The sequence below is a fragment of the Ruegeria meonggei genome, assembly GCF_900172215.1.
Taxonomy (GTDB): Bacteria; Pseudomonadota; Alphaproteobacteria; order Rhodobacterales; family Rhodobacteraceae; genus Ruegeria; species Ruegeria meonggei.
Genome location: NZ_FWFP01000005.1, coordinates 92750 through 107306, shown reverse-complemented (window position 1 = coordinate 107306; position 14557 = coordinate 92750). Strand labels below are relative to the sequence as shown.

Here is a 14557-nt window from a genome sequence, read left to right as displayed (position 1 = left end):
TGCGACCTACATAAGCGCGACAGCCGTCAGAGTCAAACAGGCCCTCAGAACTTCACCACAACCGCCAGAACGATGATAACCATCAAAACGGTTGGTACCTCATTCATCAGGCGGTACTGACGCCCTGTGAGCGTGTTACGCCCCTCGACGAAGTCCTTGCGCCGCGCCATCAGCCAATGATGGAACCAGGTCATGCCAATCACGGCTGCGCCCTTGACCCAAGGCCACGTCCAGTCCCATCCGACGATACCGGGTGTAAACACCATGATCAGCCCACACACCCAGGCCACGATCATCGCTGGGCCCATGATCACCCGCAAAAGCTTGTCTTCCATTTCAAAGAAAATGTCCTGCGCCCCGTCGACGGCCTGCGCTTTTTCAACGTGATACACAAACAATCTGGGCAAATAGAACAACCCGGCCATCCATGAGATCACGGCCATGATATGCAGAGCCTTCACCCACGGGTACAACGTGAAAAGAAGATCAGTCATTCTGGCTCCGGTGTTTGCTTGGATCCCTCCCTAATAAAAAAATAAGAAAAGAAAAAGGATGATGGTTTTGTAGGGAGGCTGAATTCCGTGGATTACTTTTTTATCCAAGTGTTTTCCCCAGGTGGATTGAATTCGATCGTATTTCGGCGATTCTGTTGAGCTTGTGATTTAGTCGAATGATTACAGAATGTTACGCGTAAGTATTATGCTGGTAACTGGGGATAACCCTTTGGGTAAGGTAGGACATCTGCGTTTTCCCGTGCCTGACACTTATCCTTGTCCCGATTGGACAGAACTTGGGCGACTCGGGTGAGAATTGAGCCAAAATCCCGGGGTTGCGTGTCAACCGGAAAACCATACAAACCATCCCAGAACATTCATCGACTTGCTCAGGGGTTTTCCACATGTCTGTCCCCATCATCCTGGCCTCGGGGTCCGCTATTCGCGCAGAGCTGTTGCGGCAGGCAGGTGTTCCGTTTTCGGTACAAACCGCGCGCGTCGATGAAGACGGTGCCAAGCGCGCCTTGCTGGCCGAAGGCGCATCACCTCGGGATATTGCCGACACGCTGGCCGAGATGAAAGCCCGTAAGGTCAGTGACAAGACCCAAGGCGCCATGGTTCTGGGCTGCGATCAGGTGCTGGACTTCGACGGGCAGCTTCTGTCCAAGCCGCACACGCTCGAAGAGGCGCTGGCCCAGCTCAAGGCGATGCGGGGCAAGCGGCATACGTTGTTGTCTGCAGCCGTGATCTATCAGGATGGTGAACCGGTCTGGCGACATCTGGGGCAGGTCCGTCTGCGGATGCGGATGAGCTCTGACGCCTATCTGCGCGACTATATCGACCGCAATTGGGACAGCATTCAGCACGCGGTTGGTGCCTATAAGCTTGAGGAAGAAGGTGCGCGCCTGTTCGCCACCATTGACGGAGACTATTTTAATGTCTTGGGTATACCCCTGTTAGAGGTGCTGAACTTTCTTGCGGTCAAAGGGGTGATTGATCAATGACGAACAAGCGTATCCCGTTGGCTGGGGTGATCGGACACCCGATTGCGCATTCAAAGTCGCCTCAGCTGCATGGGCATTGGTTGAAAGCCTATGGTTTGGCCGGGCATTACGTGCCGATGAATGTAGCGCCCGAGGATCTAGAGACCGTATTGCGGACTTTGCCCAAAGCCGGGTTTGCCGGCACCAATGTGACCGTCCCGCATAAAGAGGCGGCGTTGCGTCTGGCTGATCACGTCTCGGATCGAGCGGCTTTGATCGGGGCGGCGAACACGTTGGTGTTTCAGGATGACGGGTCGATTCACGCGGACAATACCGATGGCTATGGGTTCATGCAAAACCTGCGCAGCGGCGCGCCGGATTGGATTCCTGCTGATGGTCCGGCGGTGGTTTTTGGGGCTGGGGGGGCGGCCCGCGCGGTTCTGCAGGCTTTGGCACAGGCCGGAGTGCCCGAAATTGTGCTGACAAACCGCACCCGTGCCCGGGCAGAGCAACTGAAAGACGAATTTGGCCCGCGCATCACTGTGGTTGATTGGGTCAAGGCCGGCAATGTCATCGAAAACGCCGAACTTGTGGTCAACAGCTCTTCGCTTGGGATGCAGGGCCAGCCTGAGTTGCGGGTGCCGTTGGATGGGTTGCAACCCGGCGCGGTGGTGACTGATCTGGTTTATACCCCGTTGAAAACAAACCTTTTGCAACACGCCGAAGAGGCCGGATGCACCACGGTTGACGGCCTTGGAATGCTGCTGCATCAGGCAGTTCCGGGGTTTGAGCGCTGGTTCGGCGTCAAACCCGAAGTGACCCCCGATCTGCGCGCGGCCGTGTTGGGATGAGCTTTGCGCTTGGACTGACAGGCTCAATCGGGATGGGCAAAAGCACAACGGCGCAGATGTTCGTGGACGAAGGCTGCGCACTTTGGGATGCGGATGCGGCAGTGCATCGGCTTTATTCTGTGGGCGGTGCCGCCGTTGACCTGATGCGTTCGGCCTTTCCTAAGGCGGTACAGGACGGGAAGGTCAGCCGCGAAGCGCTGAAACAGATCATTTCGACTGATCCTGACGCGTTGAAAGTGATCGAAGGTATCGTTCATCCTCTGGTCGCTGCGGACAGGGCCGCGTTCCGCGAAGCTGCCATGGCGGATATTCTAGTGTTTGACATCCCCCTGCTGTTTGAAACCGGGGGTGATGCGACAATGGATGCGGTGGCCTGCGTTTCAGTTTCCGCCGAAGAGCAAATGCGCCGCGTGATGGACCGCGGCACGATGACTGAAGCCCAGTTTGATCACATTCGCGCTAAACAGATGCCGAATGACGAAAAATGCGAACGGTCGAATTATGTGATTGTCACCGACACGCTGGACCACGCGCGCGCTCAGGTGCAGGATGTGGTCAGGCAGATACGGGCAGGGATGGCTGATGCGTGAAATTGTACTCGATACCGAAACCACAGGGTTCGATCCCGAAAGCGGCGACCGGATTGTTGAAATTGGTGCGGTCGAGCTGTGGAACCATGTGGCCACCGGCGAAACCTATCACGTCTATATCAATCCCGAACGTTCGATGCCCGAAGAGGCGTTTGGCGTGCACGGTATCGGCCCCGACCTGTTGGAGCCCCCGCGCTCGGTGGAAAAAGGTCAGGTCACGCTGCGGGATAAGCCGGTCTTTGCCAAGGTTGGCCAGGAGTTCCGGGATTTCGTAGGGGACGCAAAACTGGTGATCCATAACGCATCTTTCGACATGAAATTCCTTAATGCCGAACTGGGCTGGATGGGCCTCCCGCCGCTTCCGATGGATCAGGCGCTGGACACACTGGCCATTGCACGCAAACGGTTTCCGGGCTCGCCCGCGTCGTTGGACGCGCTGTGCCGGCGGTTCAATATCGACAACTCGAACCGGGTTCTGCACGGAGCTTTGTTGGACTCTGAGATTCTGGCCGAGGTATATCTTGAGCTGATCGGCGGTCGGCAGCCTGACTTTGGCCTGTCGACATCTGCCTCATCCGGATCCGGAGGTGGAGACGATTGGCGCCCAACGACGCGCGCCACGCCCCTGCCGTCCAAGGTCACTGACGAAGAACGGGCGGCCCATGAGGCATTTGTGGAAAAACTGGGCGAAAACGCCCTGTGGACCCGCGCCTGAGGCATTCCTCGGCGCGGGTCAGACCGATCAGGCGTCGGTTTTCTGAGTTTCAGCCTGGCGGCGCATCAGCTCGTTGCGATACAGGGCCACAAAGTCGATATTGTCTAGGTTGACCGGCGGATAGCCACCGTCGCGGGTGATGTCGCTGACGATCCGGCGCAGGAACGGGAACAGCATACGCGGGCTTTCGATCATCAGGAACGGGTGCAGCTGATCCTCGGCCACACCTTCGATGTGGAACAGGCCGCAATAGTCCAGCTCGCACAGGAACAGGATGTCTTCCAGACCTTTGGCCTTGGATTTGAGGTTCAGCTTGACCGAAACTTCATACTGATGCTCGGTCGGGCGCTTTTTCGCGTCCAGATTAACCTGCACAGCGATTTCAGGCTGAACGTCGCCGGACACGCCTTTTTGTGCCATTACGTTTTCAAAAGACAGGTCGCGAATGAATTGTCCCAGAACGCGCATCTGAATTTGCGGGGCGGCCTGGGCCGCGGTGTTTTCTGCAGGGCTTTCGTCAGCCATGGATCTACTCCGAAAATGAAATTCGCCACTGCTTAACAAGTTGGGCGCTGCACCTCAATGCTGGTGCGGTCCTTCGACCCATTTCGATGGCTTTGACGACGTCTTGCGGGAGCGAACCTCGGTGAATTCGCCGTCGATTACGTCATCTTGATCAAACGAAGCAGGTCCGGTGTGGTTTTGTGAACCCGTGCCCATCTGGAAATGCGTGATGGTGGCCTTTGACTTGAGATAGTGAAACATCGCCACTCGTATGCCCGGTATAAGCAGCGCAAAGCCAACGGCGTCGGTGAAAAACCCCGGCGTCAGCAATAAAACACCCGACAACAGGATCATCGCGCCATGTGCCAGCGGTTCGGTTGGGTCATCCAGCTCGGCAAAGGATCGCTGCAGGTTGGCCAGTGCCATGCGACCTTGTGTCCTGACCAGAGCGGTGCCCAAAATGGCTGTCAAAACCACAATAGCAAGCGTTGGCCAAAGGCCGATCAGACCGCCAACCTGTATGAATAGGGCGATCTCGATGATCGGAACCAACAAAAATGCCAAGAACAGATACATTTGCGTTATCCTTTACCAGAGGTCGGGCGGTGGACTTGCCACGAACTGTAACCTACATAGTGGCATGAGGCTGCGTATACAAAGTCGCAGTCTGAAAAGAGGATGAAATGAACGAACCGATGATCCAGTTGCTGGTCCTGGCCGGAATTGCCGTTTTCCTGATCTTACGCTTGAAAAGCGTGCTGGGCACACGTGAAGGTTTTGAAAAGCCACCTGTGCAACAGCAGCCCGACTCTCAGAGCGCGCGCCGGGAGTTTGAAGTGATCGATGGCGGCCCGGATCACGACATCACCGACCATGTCGCTGAAGACAGCGAACAAGCACAAACGTTGGCTGCGATGAAGCGGGTTGAACCCGCCTTTTCTGTAACCGAGTTCGTGCAGGGCGCACGCGGCGCCTATGAGATGATCGTTATGGGGTTCGAAAAGGGAAACCTGGACGAGATTCAGCCCTTTTTGTCCGAAGAGGTGTTTGACACTTTCGTTTCCGTTGTTGCGGATCGGGAAGACAAAGGTCTGACCATCGAAGCCGAATTTGTCGGTGTGCGTGAGACAACACTGGCGAATGCCCGATTTGACAAAGACACCAATGAGGCTGAGATCACCATGCGGTTTGTCGGCGAGCTGACTTCGGTCGTGCGTGATCGTGGTGGCGACATCATCGAAGGTAGCCCCAATACCGTCAAACGCCAAAAGGACAGTTGGACCTTTGCCCGCGTCATGGGCGCGGATGATCCGAACTGGCTGCTTGTCGCCACGGACGCATGATTGCTGCACTCCGGTCGCTTTTCCTGGTGGCCGCCATGACCACCGCCAGCGCCGCCGGAGCTGAAGCGACACGCTCGATCCTGTCGTTCGATGAGCTTGAGGGCTGGGCCGCCGATGATCACGGGGCGGCCCTTTCGGTTTTTCTGAACACCTGCGGCGATTTGGGTGATCCGGACTGGCGTGCTTTGTGCGGTGTGGCGCGCACCTATGACGCCGCTGCCGCGCAGGCTTTCTTTGAGCTGTTCTTTCGCCCGGTTTTGGTCGAAGACGGAAAGGACGCCCTGTTCACCGGGTATTTTGAGCCCGAGCTGGACGGGTCAAGAACCCGGTCCGACCGGTTTAGATACCCGATCTACAAAATGCCGCCCGAGGCGCGCGCCGCCAACCCCTGGTTAAGCCGCCGCGAGATTCTGTCCGGTGATGCCATGCAGGGACGCGGGCTTGAGATTGCCTGGGTCGATGACCCGGTTGAGCTGTTCTTTCTGCAGATTCAGGGCTCGGGCCGTATCCGTCTGCCAGATGGCGGCGCGTTGCGGGTCGGCTATGGCGGTGCAAACGGGCACCCCTACCGTTCGATCGGAACGGAACTGGTCCGCAAGGGTGCGCTGGGTGCGCATCAGGTTAGTGCCCAGATGATCCGCGCATGGGTGCGCAAAAACCCAGAGGCCGGCGCCGAGTTGCTGTTTCACAACCCCTCATATGTATTCTTCCGCGAGGTGACGCGCGTGGCACCCGAGTTTGGCCCGTTGGGTGCGATGAACCGGTCGGTCACCACCATGCGCAGCATTGCTGCAGATCCGGTCTATACGCCGCTGGGGGCGCCTGTCTGGGTCGAAAAGGATGGCAAGACCCCTTTGCGACGATTGATGATTGCACAGGATACCGGATCGGCGATCAAAGGCGCACAGCGGGCGGATATTTTTTTTGGTACCGGGGACGCGGCCGGTCAAGAGGCCGGGCGGTTGAAGGACCCGGGACGTATGGTGGTTCTGCTGCCGATCCAGCGGGCCTATGCCATGACACCGGATGAATTCTAATGCCTCGCCGCAAACTGACAGCCGAAGAGATCGACCTGTGGCGCAAGGTCACCCAGCAAGCCGAACGCCTGCATCCCGAGCTGCCCGAGTCGGTGCATCCCACAACACTGCCCAAGCCCAAGCCCTCGAAAGCACCGAAACCCCGGATCGAAGGGTTCGAGCTTGGTCAGAGCGCGGTTCCTAAACCCACGTACATGGCGCTGAAACCATCTGTATCCGATGGTCTGCGCGCCAAACCGGTGCAGATGGACACCAAGGCCTTTGGCCGGATGAAACGCGGCAAGCTAAAGCCCGAAGGCAAGCTGGATCTGCACGGCATGCGCGTTGATACGGCACATCCGGCGCTGATCCGGTTTGTGTTGACGGCGCAGGCCTCGGGCAAGCGTCTGGTTTTGGTGGTCACTGGCAAGGGCAAGGACAGGGACGAGCCCGGGCCCATTCCTACACCGCGCGGGGTGTTGCGCAATCATGTGCCGCAATGGCTGTCGCTGCAGCCTTTGGCGCAGGCGGTGCTGCAAGTCACACCGGCCCATATCAGCCATGGCGGGGATGGTGCGTTTTACGTCTATTTGCGGCGCAATCGCTAAAGCGTACGCGCCGCGCGGGTGACGCCGACCCAGGTCATCGCGCAGACCAGAATGAAAAACGCCCCGATCCACAGGAACTGGGTGTTCAAGGGCACTCCCTGATCAATCAACACCCCGGTCAGCCCGGGGCCGATGGCGGACCCAAGCACCATGACGGCCGTTGCCATCGCCTTGATCGCACCGATATGCCGGGTGCCGTAGAACTCGGCCCAGAACGCGCTGGGCAGGGTGCTGTTGGCCCCGACCGTTAGGCCCAGAAAGACCATCGCGATCATCGCTCCGCCGATCGAGCTGATGACCGACACGATGATAAACCCCACCGCCATCGGCAGTTGATAATAGGGCATCATCCGCGCCGTGCCCCATTTGTCCAGCGCCCAACCCGCCGCAAACATCGAAAGCAGCGACACACCGGTATAAACCGGGAACAGGGCCACCAGTTCGATATGTTGCCAGCCTTTGACCTGGGCCAAATGCACCTGGTGAAAGAAAAACGCGGTGATAAAGGCCGAAGGCCCAAGCAAGGCTGGAGCCATAAACCAGAACAGTGGATGAAACAGTGTGTCCTTGCGTGTCCAATGCCGCCCCTGCATCCCGGTGGCCGAGTATTCGGCGGCCAGGCTTTGTGGTGTTCGTTCCTGTCGCAACAGGCGCATCAGGACGGGGATGCCCAACAGGGTCACTATTGCGGCTACCACCCACAGCCAGCGCCAATCCAGAAACGCCAGGGCGGCCACGAAAATCAAAGGTAGCAGTGCTTCGCCCACCGCATAGCCGGCCGTTGCAATCGAAAGCGCTTTGCCGCGGGTCGCGGTAAACCAGCGCGCCATGGCGACCTGGGCCAGATGGGTACTCATCCCCTGGCCAAACAGGCGCAGCAGGAAGATCACTGGCGCTAAAAGGATCAGCCACGTGTTAAGCGACATCGCCACCGCGGCAAGCGCCAATCCGATCAGGACCACCGGCCCCAGAACCCGTACTCGGAATGTATCGGTTAGACCACCAGCCCAGATCATCACGACCGCTGCAAGGGTAGTGCCCAGTGAATAAAGGCTGCCCCAGGCGCCATGGCTCAGCCCGAAACCAACGCGGATTTCACCGGAAAAGATCGAGATGAAAAAGGTCTGCCCAAAGCTGGACAGGAAAGTCAGTAGGACACCGGCGCCTAGCCATGTTGCGTTATCCTGCAGATAGCGACCCAGACGGAACCGCGTCACGGAGCCGTAACCTGCGCCTGCCCCGTTTCTGTCAGAACGATTTCAGTTGCCCCGGTAGGGTTGCGAACTTCTGCTGGTGCGATCACGTCCAGACCCCGCCGGTCGTTACCGAAGGTCCGGCCGACGCGGCTTGCCGAATTGATGATCGCCAGCAATGCCGGAGAGGTGGCCGCGATAAAATGAGAGGATTCGGCATCTTTGGTAAAAGCTGTCGTGTCCAGAATGCTGATCTTGTATTCGGACAATTGTTCAGCCGAACTGATATTGCCCAGCCGTTCGCCCTTGGTCGTTCCACGCAAACGGGCTGAGATGCCCAACAGTTTGTCCTTTTGCGAAACCATGATGACAAAGGGGTCGGGCGGTGTTCCGATACTGTCCATTTGCGACCGGAACAGATCGACATCCAGATCCGGTGAGATCAGGATGACGCCCTCGATGTTCTTGCTGGCCCAACCGGGCTCACGCAGTTCGGCTTGTCGCATCATCTCCATCGTCAGGGCGCTGCCCATCGAATGGGCGACGATAACCACCCGTTTCACACCCATGGATTTCAGCTGCCGAACGGTCTGCTCTAACCCGTCGCGGGCAAACAACATGCTGTCCAAGTCATAAGCATATCCGTATCCCGTGGCCTGACTGGGCCAGGAATACACCATGGTCGCACCGGGAATGCCGATGTCGCGGCTCAGCTGGGCTGCCCGGAATGCAGTTTCCGATTGGGTGGTGTTGTAGCCATGGACAAAAATCGACACCTCTTCGACACGGCCCAGCCTGTTTTTCAGATCCTGAGGGCCCTGCAATTCGTCGACGCTAGCCATCACAAACTGAGTCTTGGGGTCCGGGTTTGCATAAGAAAAATCCAGCGTCCCCGGCGTGTGGTTTGGGGGCACGGACACGGTCATTTCCAGAAACTTCAGCCCGTCCCCACGGCGATACCCATAAGAGCCATCCAGTTCCCGCGCACGTGTCGTAGTGGCGTACACAGTTTCGGGCGAGCCTACGTTCAAGGCCGTTGGCACGGTCTCAGAAATTGTTCTGTCAACACATGCAGTCAGTGAGACCGCAGTCAGGATCAGGTAAACGTAGCGCAGCACAATCGGCCCCCGGGGAGTTACGCGCTCACGCTATCGGATTCTCGGCCCGCGTCCAGCGGATCAAAGAGGTATTTGCGGCAAAAACCGGCTGGCTGTGTTACAAAACGTAACGGCTGAGGTCAGAAGATTTAGTCAACTCACCCAGATTGTCGCTTACAAATTTCGCGTCGACCGTGATTTCGGTTCCCGCCTGATCGGGGGCAGTGAACGACAGCTCTTCGAATACGCGTTCCATGACTGTGTAAAGCCGCCGCGCACCGATATTTTCGACACTTTGGTTCACATCCGCTGCTATGCGCGCCAATGCGGCGATGCCGTCTTTGGTAAAGCCGACGGTGACCTCTTCGGTTCCCATCAGCGCAGTGTACTGAAGGGTCAGAGCGTTGTCGGTTTCGGTCAGGATGCGCACGAAATCCTCTTCGGTCAGGGCGCGCAGTTCCACACGGATCGGCAGGCGACCCTGAAGCTCTGGCAACAGGTCCGACGGTTTGGCGATGTGAAAAGCGCCCGAGGCGATGAACAGGATGTGGTCAGTCTTGACCGGTCCGTGTTTGGTGGACACGGTGGTACCTTCGATCAGTGGCAGCAGGTCGCGCTGTACCCCTTCACGGCTTACATCACCACCGCGCGCGTCCGAGCGGGCGCAGACCTTGTCGATCTCATCCAGAAAGACGATGCCGTTCTGTTCGACCGATTCTAACGCCACCCGGTTGACGATTTCATCATCCAGCAGCTTGTCGGCCTCTTCACTGATCAGCGCCTCATAGCTGTCGCCGATGGTCATCTTGCGTTTCACGGTCCGACCGCCAAAGGCTTTGCCGAAGATATCGCCCAGATTCATCATCCCCATTTGGCCGCCGGGCTGGCCGGGAATGTCGAACATCGGCATCGGGTTTGAACTGTCGGCCAGCTCCAGCTCAATCTCGGTGTCGTCCAACTCGCCTGCCTTAAGCTTTTTGCGGAACATTTCGCGCGTGCCTTCGCGCGCATCCGTCCCGGCAATGGCTTCGATCACGCGGTCTTCGGCAGCCTGATGTGCCTTGGCTTTAACGTCCTCGCGCATAAATTCGCGGGTTTGCAGGATCGCCGCATCGGCTAGATCGCGCACGATCTGTTCCACGTCACGCCCGACATAACCGACCTCGGTGAATTTGGTGGCCTCGACTTTGATGAACGGCGCGCGGGCCAGCTTGGCTAGACGGCGGCTGATCTCGGTTTTGCCGACACCGGTGGGGCCAATCATCAGGATGTTCTTTGGATAGACCTCATCGCGGATGTCGTCGGCCAGCTGCTTGCGCCGCCAGCGGTTGCGCAACGCCACAGCCACCGCACGTTTGGCGTCCTTCTGGCCGATGATAAAACGATCCAGTTCCGAGACAATCTCGCGCGGGGTCAGGTCAGTCACGGGGGCGGTCCTTTCGGTCGGCGTGTTGATCATCCGGCTTAGGTAGTCACAGCATTTGCGAAAACAACCAAGCCTATTTGTTTCGATGTCGTGGTTAACAACCGCCCTTCCGGTTTGCAATGCCTCGGCTTTAGGCGAAACGCGGCCTTTCTGTTACAATGATTTCAAAGCGTTGAGGGTCAGGAGCGCGAGATGTCGAAAATTGCCAAGATCACCCTGCTGTTTGTGGTTTTTGTAGACCTGATCGGACAGGGGTTGGTGTTTCCCATCATCAACTCGCTGATCATGGAAACGAAATCCGGGTTTTTGCCGGCCAGTACCGCCGCGGGAACCCGGCATTTGTATTATGGGCTGGTGATCGGCTGTTTCTTTCTGTCCTGGTTTCTGGGCGTGGTTTACGTGTCCAAAGTGTCGGATTCCATTGGGCGCAAGAATGCGCTGCTGGTCTGTCTGAGCGGGGCACTTGTGGGCTATGCTCTGACGATTGCCGCGCTGTATCTCAACAGTCTGCTGCTGCTGATCATAGGCCGGTCCATCACCGGTTTTACTGCCGGAAACCAGCCAATCGCGCAGGCGGCGATGATTGATGGCAGCACAGATGCCGCAGACCGCGACCGCAATATGGGCTATATCATCACCGGTGTCAGTTTTGGCCTGGTTGGTGGGCCGATCATTGGTGCGGTTCTTTCGGATACGGCGCTGCTGGGCAGCTTCGCGACCCTGAAAACGCCGTTCTACGGGGCCTTTGTTCTGGTGTTGATCGCCATTTTCCTTGTGACTTTCTTTTTCAAAGACCTGCGGACCGAGCGCACCGCCTTTGTCTTTCGCCCGCGCGATGTCACCGACAGTCTGATTGCAGTACGCGAACACCCGTTGGTTTTGAAAATCCTGCCTGTCTATGCGTTATTCATGATCGCCAACGTCACGTTTTACGTTTTCGTCGACAATTTCCTGACCAGTGCCTGGGGCTATGGGGTGATCGGCGGCAGCATGGCGATGGTGGTGATCGGCATCGCGCTGGCGTTCTCAAGCACCTTCCTTGTCAAACCCGCGCAGGAGAGGTTCAGCAAACACCAGATCATCTATACTTCGCTGGTGGTCATGGTAATCTGCGGTCTTGGCTTTGCGTTCAGCCCCAGCGGCATTCTCAGCTATATCCCCGTCTTTTTCTTTTATTTCTTCTTCGGGGTCTCATACCCAACTTTGCTGGGCCTGTTTTCCTCAGCCGTCAGCGAGACCGATCAGGGCTGGGTCATGGGTGTTACCACCGCCGTGTTCTGTCTGGCGGGGGGTGTCATGTCCCTGATCGGCGGCGGATTGATGAGCTTTGATATCCGTCTGCCCTATTACATCGTCATCGCAACGGCGCTGCTGGGCCTGATCGGGATGCACATGCGGTGGAAAGGCAAAGAGATCAAGGCGCTGCTAGCCTGAGATCGTCTCAACTGTCAGCTTGCCGTTGGTATAGACACAGATATCAGCGGCAATCGCCATCGCTTCGCGTGCAACTTCTTCGGCCGTTTTGTCGCTGTCCATCATCGCGCGCGCTGCTGCCAGGGCAAAGTTCCCACCCGATCCGATGGCGGCTACGTTATGTTCCGGCTCAAGCACGTCGCCTGCCCCGGTGATCACCAGCAGATCCTTGCCATCGGTGACGATCAGCATCGCCTCAAGTTTTTGCAGGTATTTATCAGTACGCCAGTCCTTGGCCAGCTCGACCGAGGCACGGGCCAGCTGACCCGGTGTGGCTTCAAGTTTGGCCTCCAGCCGTTCCAGCAAGGTGAATGCGTCGGCCGTTGATCCGGCAAAACCTGCCACAACCTCGAACCCACCGGGCGACAGGCGGCGCACCTTGCGGGCCGTGCCCTTGATCACGGTTTGGCCCAGGCTGACCTGCCCGTCCCCGGCAATCACCACATGGCCGCCTTTTTTGACGCCAATGATCGTCGTGCCGTGCCAACCGGGAAAATCGCTGTCTGCCATGAATGCCTCCGAATACGTCTGGCGTCCTATATGGGCCGGACCCGCCCGCAGCGCAACAGTTCACGAACCGCCCAAAAGATATGCACTGAATGCAATCCGGGACTGTTGAACCAGCAATTGTGGGACTCAGGGGAACATCCTAAATGAGGCTCACAACCGACACGAGGTCGGCTGTTTCAGTTAAAAGGAATGCGCAAATGGCAACCACCGCAAATATCCATGCGCCGCTCGGAGCAGCTACCATCCTGCATGTAGTGGACGCGTTTCTTGGCGCTTACGAAAAAGCCGCCGAGTGGAGCGAAACCCGCAAGACCCGCAAGGCGCTGTTGGTGCTTAGCGATGCACAGCTGGACGATATCGGTCTGTGCCGCGCGGATATCAAAGACCTCTGATCAGCGTTCTGATCAAAACAATTGCTTAAGCCGCCCGAACTTTGGGGCGGCTTTTCTTTTTGCGGCACGCCATCGGGCGCTTGCCCACGGCTTGTAAACAGAATCTTTGCGTGACAAGACAAGGTGAACAGACAGAAATCACCTTCGGCGGAGTTTCCATGCTGCCCACGCCCGAACCTGACATGACAACCGCAGACCGGCGGGCTTTTCTGGCTGATGTGGTCAGACCATTTGATCTGGGGCACAAGCTTATTCGCATCGGCGAATTTGGCGATGGTGGCTATCTTCTGCCCAATGATCTGGACGACATAGTCGCCTGTTTCTCGCCCGGTGTATCGGTGCAATCCAGTTTTGAAATGGACTTGGCCAAGCACGATATTCCATCCTTTATGGCGGACGGTTCCGTTGATGAGCCTATGTTGAGCGTTCCAAACTCGGTGTTCATCAAAAAGCACCTGGCGGCCAAATCGGGCGATGACGTTATCTCGCTTGAGGATTGGATGGCAGAACTTGCACCGCCTGAAGGTGATATGATCCTGCAGATGGATATCGAGGCGGCCGAATACCCCGTTCTTTCGACCCTGCCCACGGCCCTTTTGCACCGGTTTCGGATCATCGTTCTTGAACTGCACCGCATCCCGTCAATCCTGATGAAACCCGGTGCGTTCCAACGCGCTTACCCTGCCCTGTCTGCGTTGAAGGATGGGTTTGTTTGCGCCCATATCCATCCAAACAACGCGTCTGGCACGGTCGAGATCGAAGATGAGACCTTTCCCCGCGTGATCGAGGCCACATTCCTGCGGCGGGACCGCGTGAAACAAGCGGTGCCCTCAACCCAATTTCCGCATCCCCTGGACAGGCGCCATCGGCCGGGTGGGCCGGTGCTTACGTTGCCTCGGGAATGGATCGGCCCGGCATCGGGCGGGCAATAGGCAAAGAATAACGGGCACCGACCAGCGATGCCCGTTGATCACAAAACGCTCTGATCAGATGGATTCGTCGATCCAGCTTTGCAGCGCCGCTTTGGGTGCGGCCCCTGCGCGGTTCGATACAACCTGACCATCCTTGAAGATGAACAGCGCCGGAATACCGCGCACGCCCATCGCGGCGGCGGCGTTCGGGTTGTTGTCCACGTCCACCTTGGCAATCTTCACTTTGCCGCCGTATTCAGAGGCCAGCTCTTCCAGAGCGGGGCCGATCTGCTTACAGGGGCCGCACCATTCGGCCCAGAAATCGACAACCACGGGGATGTCAGAGTTCTTGACTTCGGCGTCAAAGGTATCGTCGGTAACGGCAACGGTCGACATAATCTGTCTCCTGAATGGGGAATGCTTGGTCACTGAACCTAGGTGTCGGGTATTC

General features: G+C 57.6%; 18 protein-coding genes. 10 read left to right on the top strand and 8 right to left on the bottom strand.

Annotated features, from left to right (window positions below):
• Positions 1–44 precede the first annotated feature (44 nt).
• A complete protein-coding gene (locus RUM8411_RS09560; RefSeq protein WP_085822474.1) occupies positions 45–494 on the bottom strand; it encodes a CopD family protein in 450 nt (149 codons plus the stop codon).
• A 404-nt stretch (positions 495–898) separates the two neighbouring features.
• Between RUM8411_RS09560 and RUM8411_RS09555 the strand changes: the two genes are divergently transcribed.
• Genes RUM8411_RS09555 through dnaQ form a run of 4 tightly spaced genes read left to right on the top strand, consistent with a single transcriptional unit; the run spans position 899 to position 3633 of the window.
• Positions 899–1498, top strand: a complete 600-nt coding sequence (locus RUM8411_RS09555) for a Maf family protein (RefSeq protein ID WP_085822473.1) — start codon at positions 899–901, stop codon at positions 1496–1498.
• Positions 1495–2328 carry a shikimate dehydrogenase gene (locus RUM8411_RS09550; protein ID WP_085822472.1) on the top strand — a complete coding sequence of 278 codons (834 nt, stop codon included), beginning with the start codon at positions 1495–1497 and terminating at the stop codon, positions 2326–2328. The genes RUM8411_RS09555 and RUM8411_RS09550 overlap by 4 nt, the downstream gene beginning before the upstream one ends.
• Positions 2325–2918, top strand: a complete 594-nt coding sequence (coaE, locus tag RUM8411_RS09545) for a dephospho-CoA kinase (RefSeq protein WP_085822471.1) — start codon at positions 2325–2327, stop codon at positions 2916–2918. Before RUM8411_RS09550 ends, coaE begins: the two co-directional genes overlap by 4 nt.
• Entirely contained in the window at positions 2911–3633 is a 723-nt protein-coding gene (gene dnaQ / locus RUM8411_RS09540) for a DNA polymerase III subunit epsilon (protein WP_085822470.1), read from the top strand. The genes coaE and dnaQ overlap by 8 nt, the downstream gene beginning before the upstream one ends.
• A gap of 27 nt (positions 3634–3660) precedes the next feature.
• Here the strand turns inward: dnaQ and secB are convergent, their stop codons facing one another.
• Complete coding sequence (gene secB, locus RUM8411_RS09535; RefSeq protein WP_085822469.1) at positions 3661–4158, bottom strand: protein-export chaperone SecB; 498 nt, start codon at positions 4156–4158, stop codon at positions 3661–3663.
• A 54-nt stretch (positions 4159–4212) separates the two neighbouring features.
• Positions 4213–4713 carry an FxsA family protein gene (locus RUM8411_RS09530; RefSeq protein WP_085822468.1) on the bottom strand — a complete coding sequence of 167 codons (501 nt, stop codon included), beginning with the start codon at positions 4711–4713 and terminating at the stop codon, positions 4213–4215.
• Positions 4714–4820: 107 nt separating this feature from the next.
• Here RUM8411_RS09530 and RUM8411_RS09525 point away from each other — a divergent pair, with 107 nt between their 5' ends.
• From RUM8411_RS09525 to RUM8411_RS09515, 3 genes are read left to right on the top strand one after another with little or no spacing between them, the layout of a single operon-like run.
• Positions 4821–5480 carry a Tim44/TimA family putative adaptor protein gene (locus RUM8411_RS09525; protein WP_085822467.1) on the top strand — a complete coding sequence of 220 codons (660 nt, stop codon included), beginning with the start codon at positions 4821–4823 and terminating at the stop codon, positions 5478–5480.
• A complete protein-coding gene (gene mltA, locus RUM8411_RS09520; RefSeq protein ID WP_085822466.1) occupies positions 5477–6517 on the top strand; it encodes a murein transglycosylase A in 1041 nt (346 codons plus the stop codon). The genes RUM8411_RS09525 and mltA overlap by 4 nt, the downstream gene beginning before the upstream one ends.
• On the top strand, positions 6517–7104 hold the full coding sequence (locus tag RUM8411_RS09515; protein ID WP_085822465.1) for a Smr/MutS family protein: 588 nt from the start codon (positions 6517–6519) through the stop codon (positions 7102–7104). Before mltA ends, RUM8411_RS09515 begins: the two co-directional genes overlap by 1 nt.
• Here RUM8411_RS09515 and RUM8411_RS09510 read toward each other — a convergent pair.
• The 3 genes from RUM8411_RS09510 to hslU all read right to left on the bottom strand — a co-directional run bounded on the left by RUM8411_RS09510 (position 7101) and on the right by hslU (position 10820).
• The gene (locus RUM8411_RS09510; protein ID WP_085822464.1) at positions 7101–8321 is read right to left on the bottom strand and encodes an MFS transporter; all 1221 of its coding nucleotides are present in this window, start codon (positions 8319–8321) and stop codon (positions 7101–7103) included. The two genes, RUM8411_RS09515 and RUM8411_RS09510, sit on opposite strands and share 4 nt — an antisense overlap.
• Positions 8318–9415 carry an alpha/beta hydrolase gene (locus RUM8411_RS09505; protein ID WP_085822463.1) on the bottom strand — a complete coding sequence of 366 codons (1098 nt, stop codon included), beginning with the start codon at positions 9413–9415 and terminating at the stop codon, positions 8318–8320. Before RUM8411_RS09505 ends, RUM8411_RS09510 begins: the two co-directional genes overlap by 4 nt.
• Positions 9416–9512: 97 nt before the next feature.
• Positions 9513–10820 carry an ATP-dependent protease ATPase subunit HslU gene (hslU, locus tag RUM8411_RS09500; protein WP_085822756.1) on the bottom strand — a complete coding sequence of 436 codons (1308 nt, stop codon included), beginning with the start codon at positions 10818–10820 and terminating at the stop codon, positions 9513–9515.
• A 192-nt stretch (positions 10821–11012) separates the two neighbouring features.
• On the opposite strand from hslU, the gene RUM8411_RS09495 reads away from it, so the two are divergent.
• Positions 11013–12254, top strand: a complete 1242-nt coding sequence (locus tag RUM8411_RS09495; protein WP_085822462.1) for an MFS transporter — start codon at positions 11013–11015, stop codon at positions 12252–12254.
• On the opposite strand, the gene hslV is transcribed toward RUM8411_RS09495, so the two are convergent.
• Positions 12246–12803 carry an ATP-dependent protease subunit HslV gene (gene hslV / locus RUM8411_RS09490; RefSeq protein WP_085822461.1) on the bottom strand — a complete coding sequence of 186 codons (558 nt, stop codon included), beginning with the start codon at positions 12801–12803 and terminating at the stop codon, positions 12246–12248. The two genes, RUM8411_RS09495 and hslV, sit on opposite strands and share 9 nt — an antisense overlap.
• 197 nt (positions 12804–13000) lie before the next feature.
• Between hslV and RUM8411_RS09485 the strand changes: the two genes are divergently transcribed.
• Both RUM8411_RS09485 and RUM8411_RS09480 read left to right on the top strand, forming a co-directional pair.
• On the top strand, positions 13001–13195 hold the full coding sequence (locus tag RUM8411_RS09485; protein ID WP_085822460.1) for a DUF1127 domain-containing protein: 195 nt from the start codon (positions 13001–13003) through the stop codon (positions 13193–13195).
• A 158-nt stretch (positions 13196–13353) separates the two neighbouring features.
• Positions 13354–14127 carry a class I SAM-dependent methyltransferase gene (locus RUM8411_RS09480; protein ID WP_085822459.1) on the top strand — a complete coding sequence of 258 codons (774 nt, stop codon included), beginning with the start codon at positions 13354–13356 and terminating at the stop codon, positions 14125–14127.
• A 54-nt stretch (positions 14128–14181) separates the two neighbouring features.
• On the opposite strand, the gene trxA is transcribed toward RUM8411_RS09480, so the two are convergent.
• Positions 14182–14502, bottom strand: coding sequence for a thioredoxin (gene trxA, locus RUM8411_RS09475; protein ID WP_085822458.1), 321 nt, complete (start codon positions 14500–14502; stop codon positions 14182–14184).
• Between the last annotated feature and the right edge of the window lie 55 nt (positions 14503–14557).

What these genes read in the sequence shown, in the direction of transcription:
- RUM8411_RS09560 (WP_085822474.1), bottom strand. Translation starts at nt 494, where the DNA reads ATGACTGATCTTCTTTTCACGTTGTACCCGTGGGTGAAGGCTCTGCAT.
- RUM8411_RS09555 (WP_085822473.1), top strand. Translation starts at nt 899, where the DNA reads ATGTCTGTCCCCATCATCCTGGCCTCGGGGTCCGCTATTCGCGCAGAG.
- RUM8411_RS09550 (WP_085822472.1), top strand. Translation starts at nt 1,495, where the DNA reads ATGACGAACAAGCGTATCCCGTTGGCTGGGGTGATCGGACACCCGATT.
- coaE (WP_085822471.1), top strand. Translation starts at nt 2,325, where the DNA reads ATGAGCTTTGCGCTTGGACTGACAGGCTCAATCGGGATGGGCAAAAGC.
- dnaQ (WP_085822470.1), top strand. Translation starts at nt 2,911, where the DNA reads ATGCGTGAAATTGTACTCGATACCGAAACCACAGGGTTCGATCCCGAA.
- secB (WP_085822469.1), bottom strand. Translation starts at nt 4,158, where the DNA reads ATGGCTGACGAAAGCCCTGCAGAAAACACCGCGGCCCAGGCCGCCCCG.
- RUM8411_RS09530 (WP_085822468.1), bottom strand. Translation starts at nt 4,713, where the DNA reads ATGTATCTGTTCTTGGCATTTTTGTTGGTTCCGATCATCGAGATCGCC.
- RUM8411_RS09525 (WP_085822467.1), top strand. Translation starts at nt 4,821, where the DNA reads ATGAACGAACCGATGATCCAGTTGCTGGTCCTGGCCGGAATTGCCGTT.
- mltA (WP_085822466.1), top strand. Translation starts at nt 5,477, where the DNA reads ATGATTGCTGCACTCCGGTCGCTTTTCCTGGTGGCCGCCATGACCACC.
- RUM8411_RS09515 (WP_085822465.1), top strand. Translation starts at nt 6,517, where the DNA reads ATGCCTCGCCGCAAACTGACAGCCGAAGAGATCGACCTGTGGCGCAAG.
- RUM8411_RS09495 (WP_085822462.1), top strand. Translation starts at nt 11,013, where the DNA reads ATGTCGAAAATTGCCAAGATCACCCTGCTGTTTGTGGTTTTTGTAGAC.
- hslV (WP_085822461.1), bottom strand. Translation starts at nt 12,803, where the DNA reads ATGGCAGACAGCGATTTTCCCGGTTGGCACGGCACGACGATCATTGGC.
- RUM8411_RS09485 (WP_085822460.1), top strand. Translation starts at nt 13,001, where the DNA reads ATGGCAACCACCGCAAATATCCATGCGCCGCTCGGAGCAGCTACCATC.
- RUM8411_RS09480 (WP_085822459.1), top strand. Translation starts at nt 13,354, where the DNA reads ATGCTGCCCACGCCCGAACCTGACATGACAACCGCAGACCGGCGGGCT.
- trxA (WP_085822458.1), bottom strand. Translation starts at nt 14,502, where the DNA reads ATGTCGACCGTTGCCGTTACCGACGATACCTTTGACGCCGAAGTCAAG.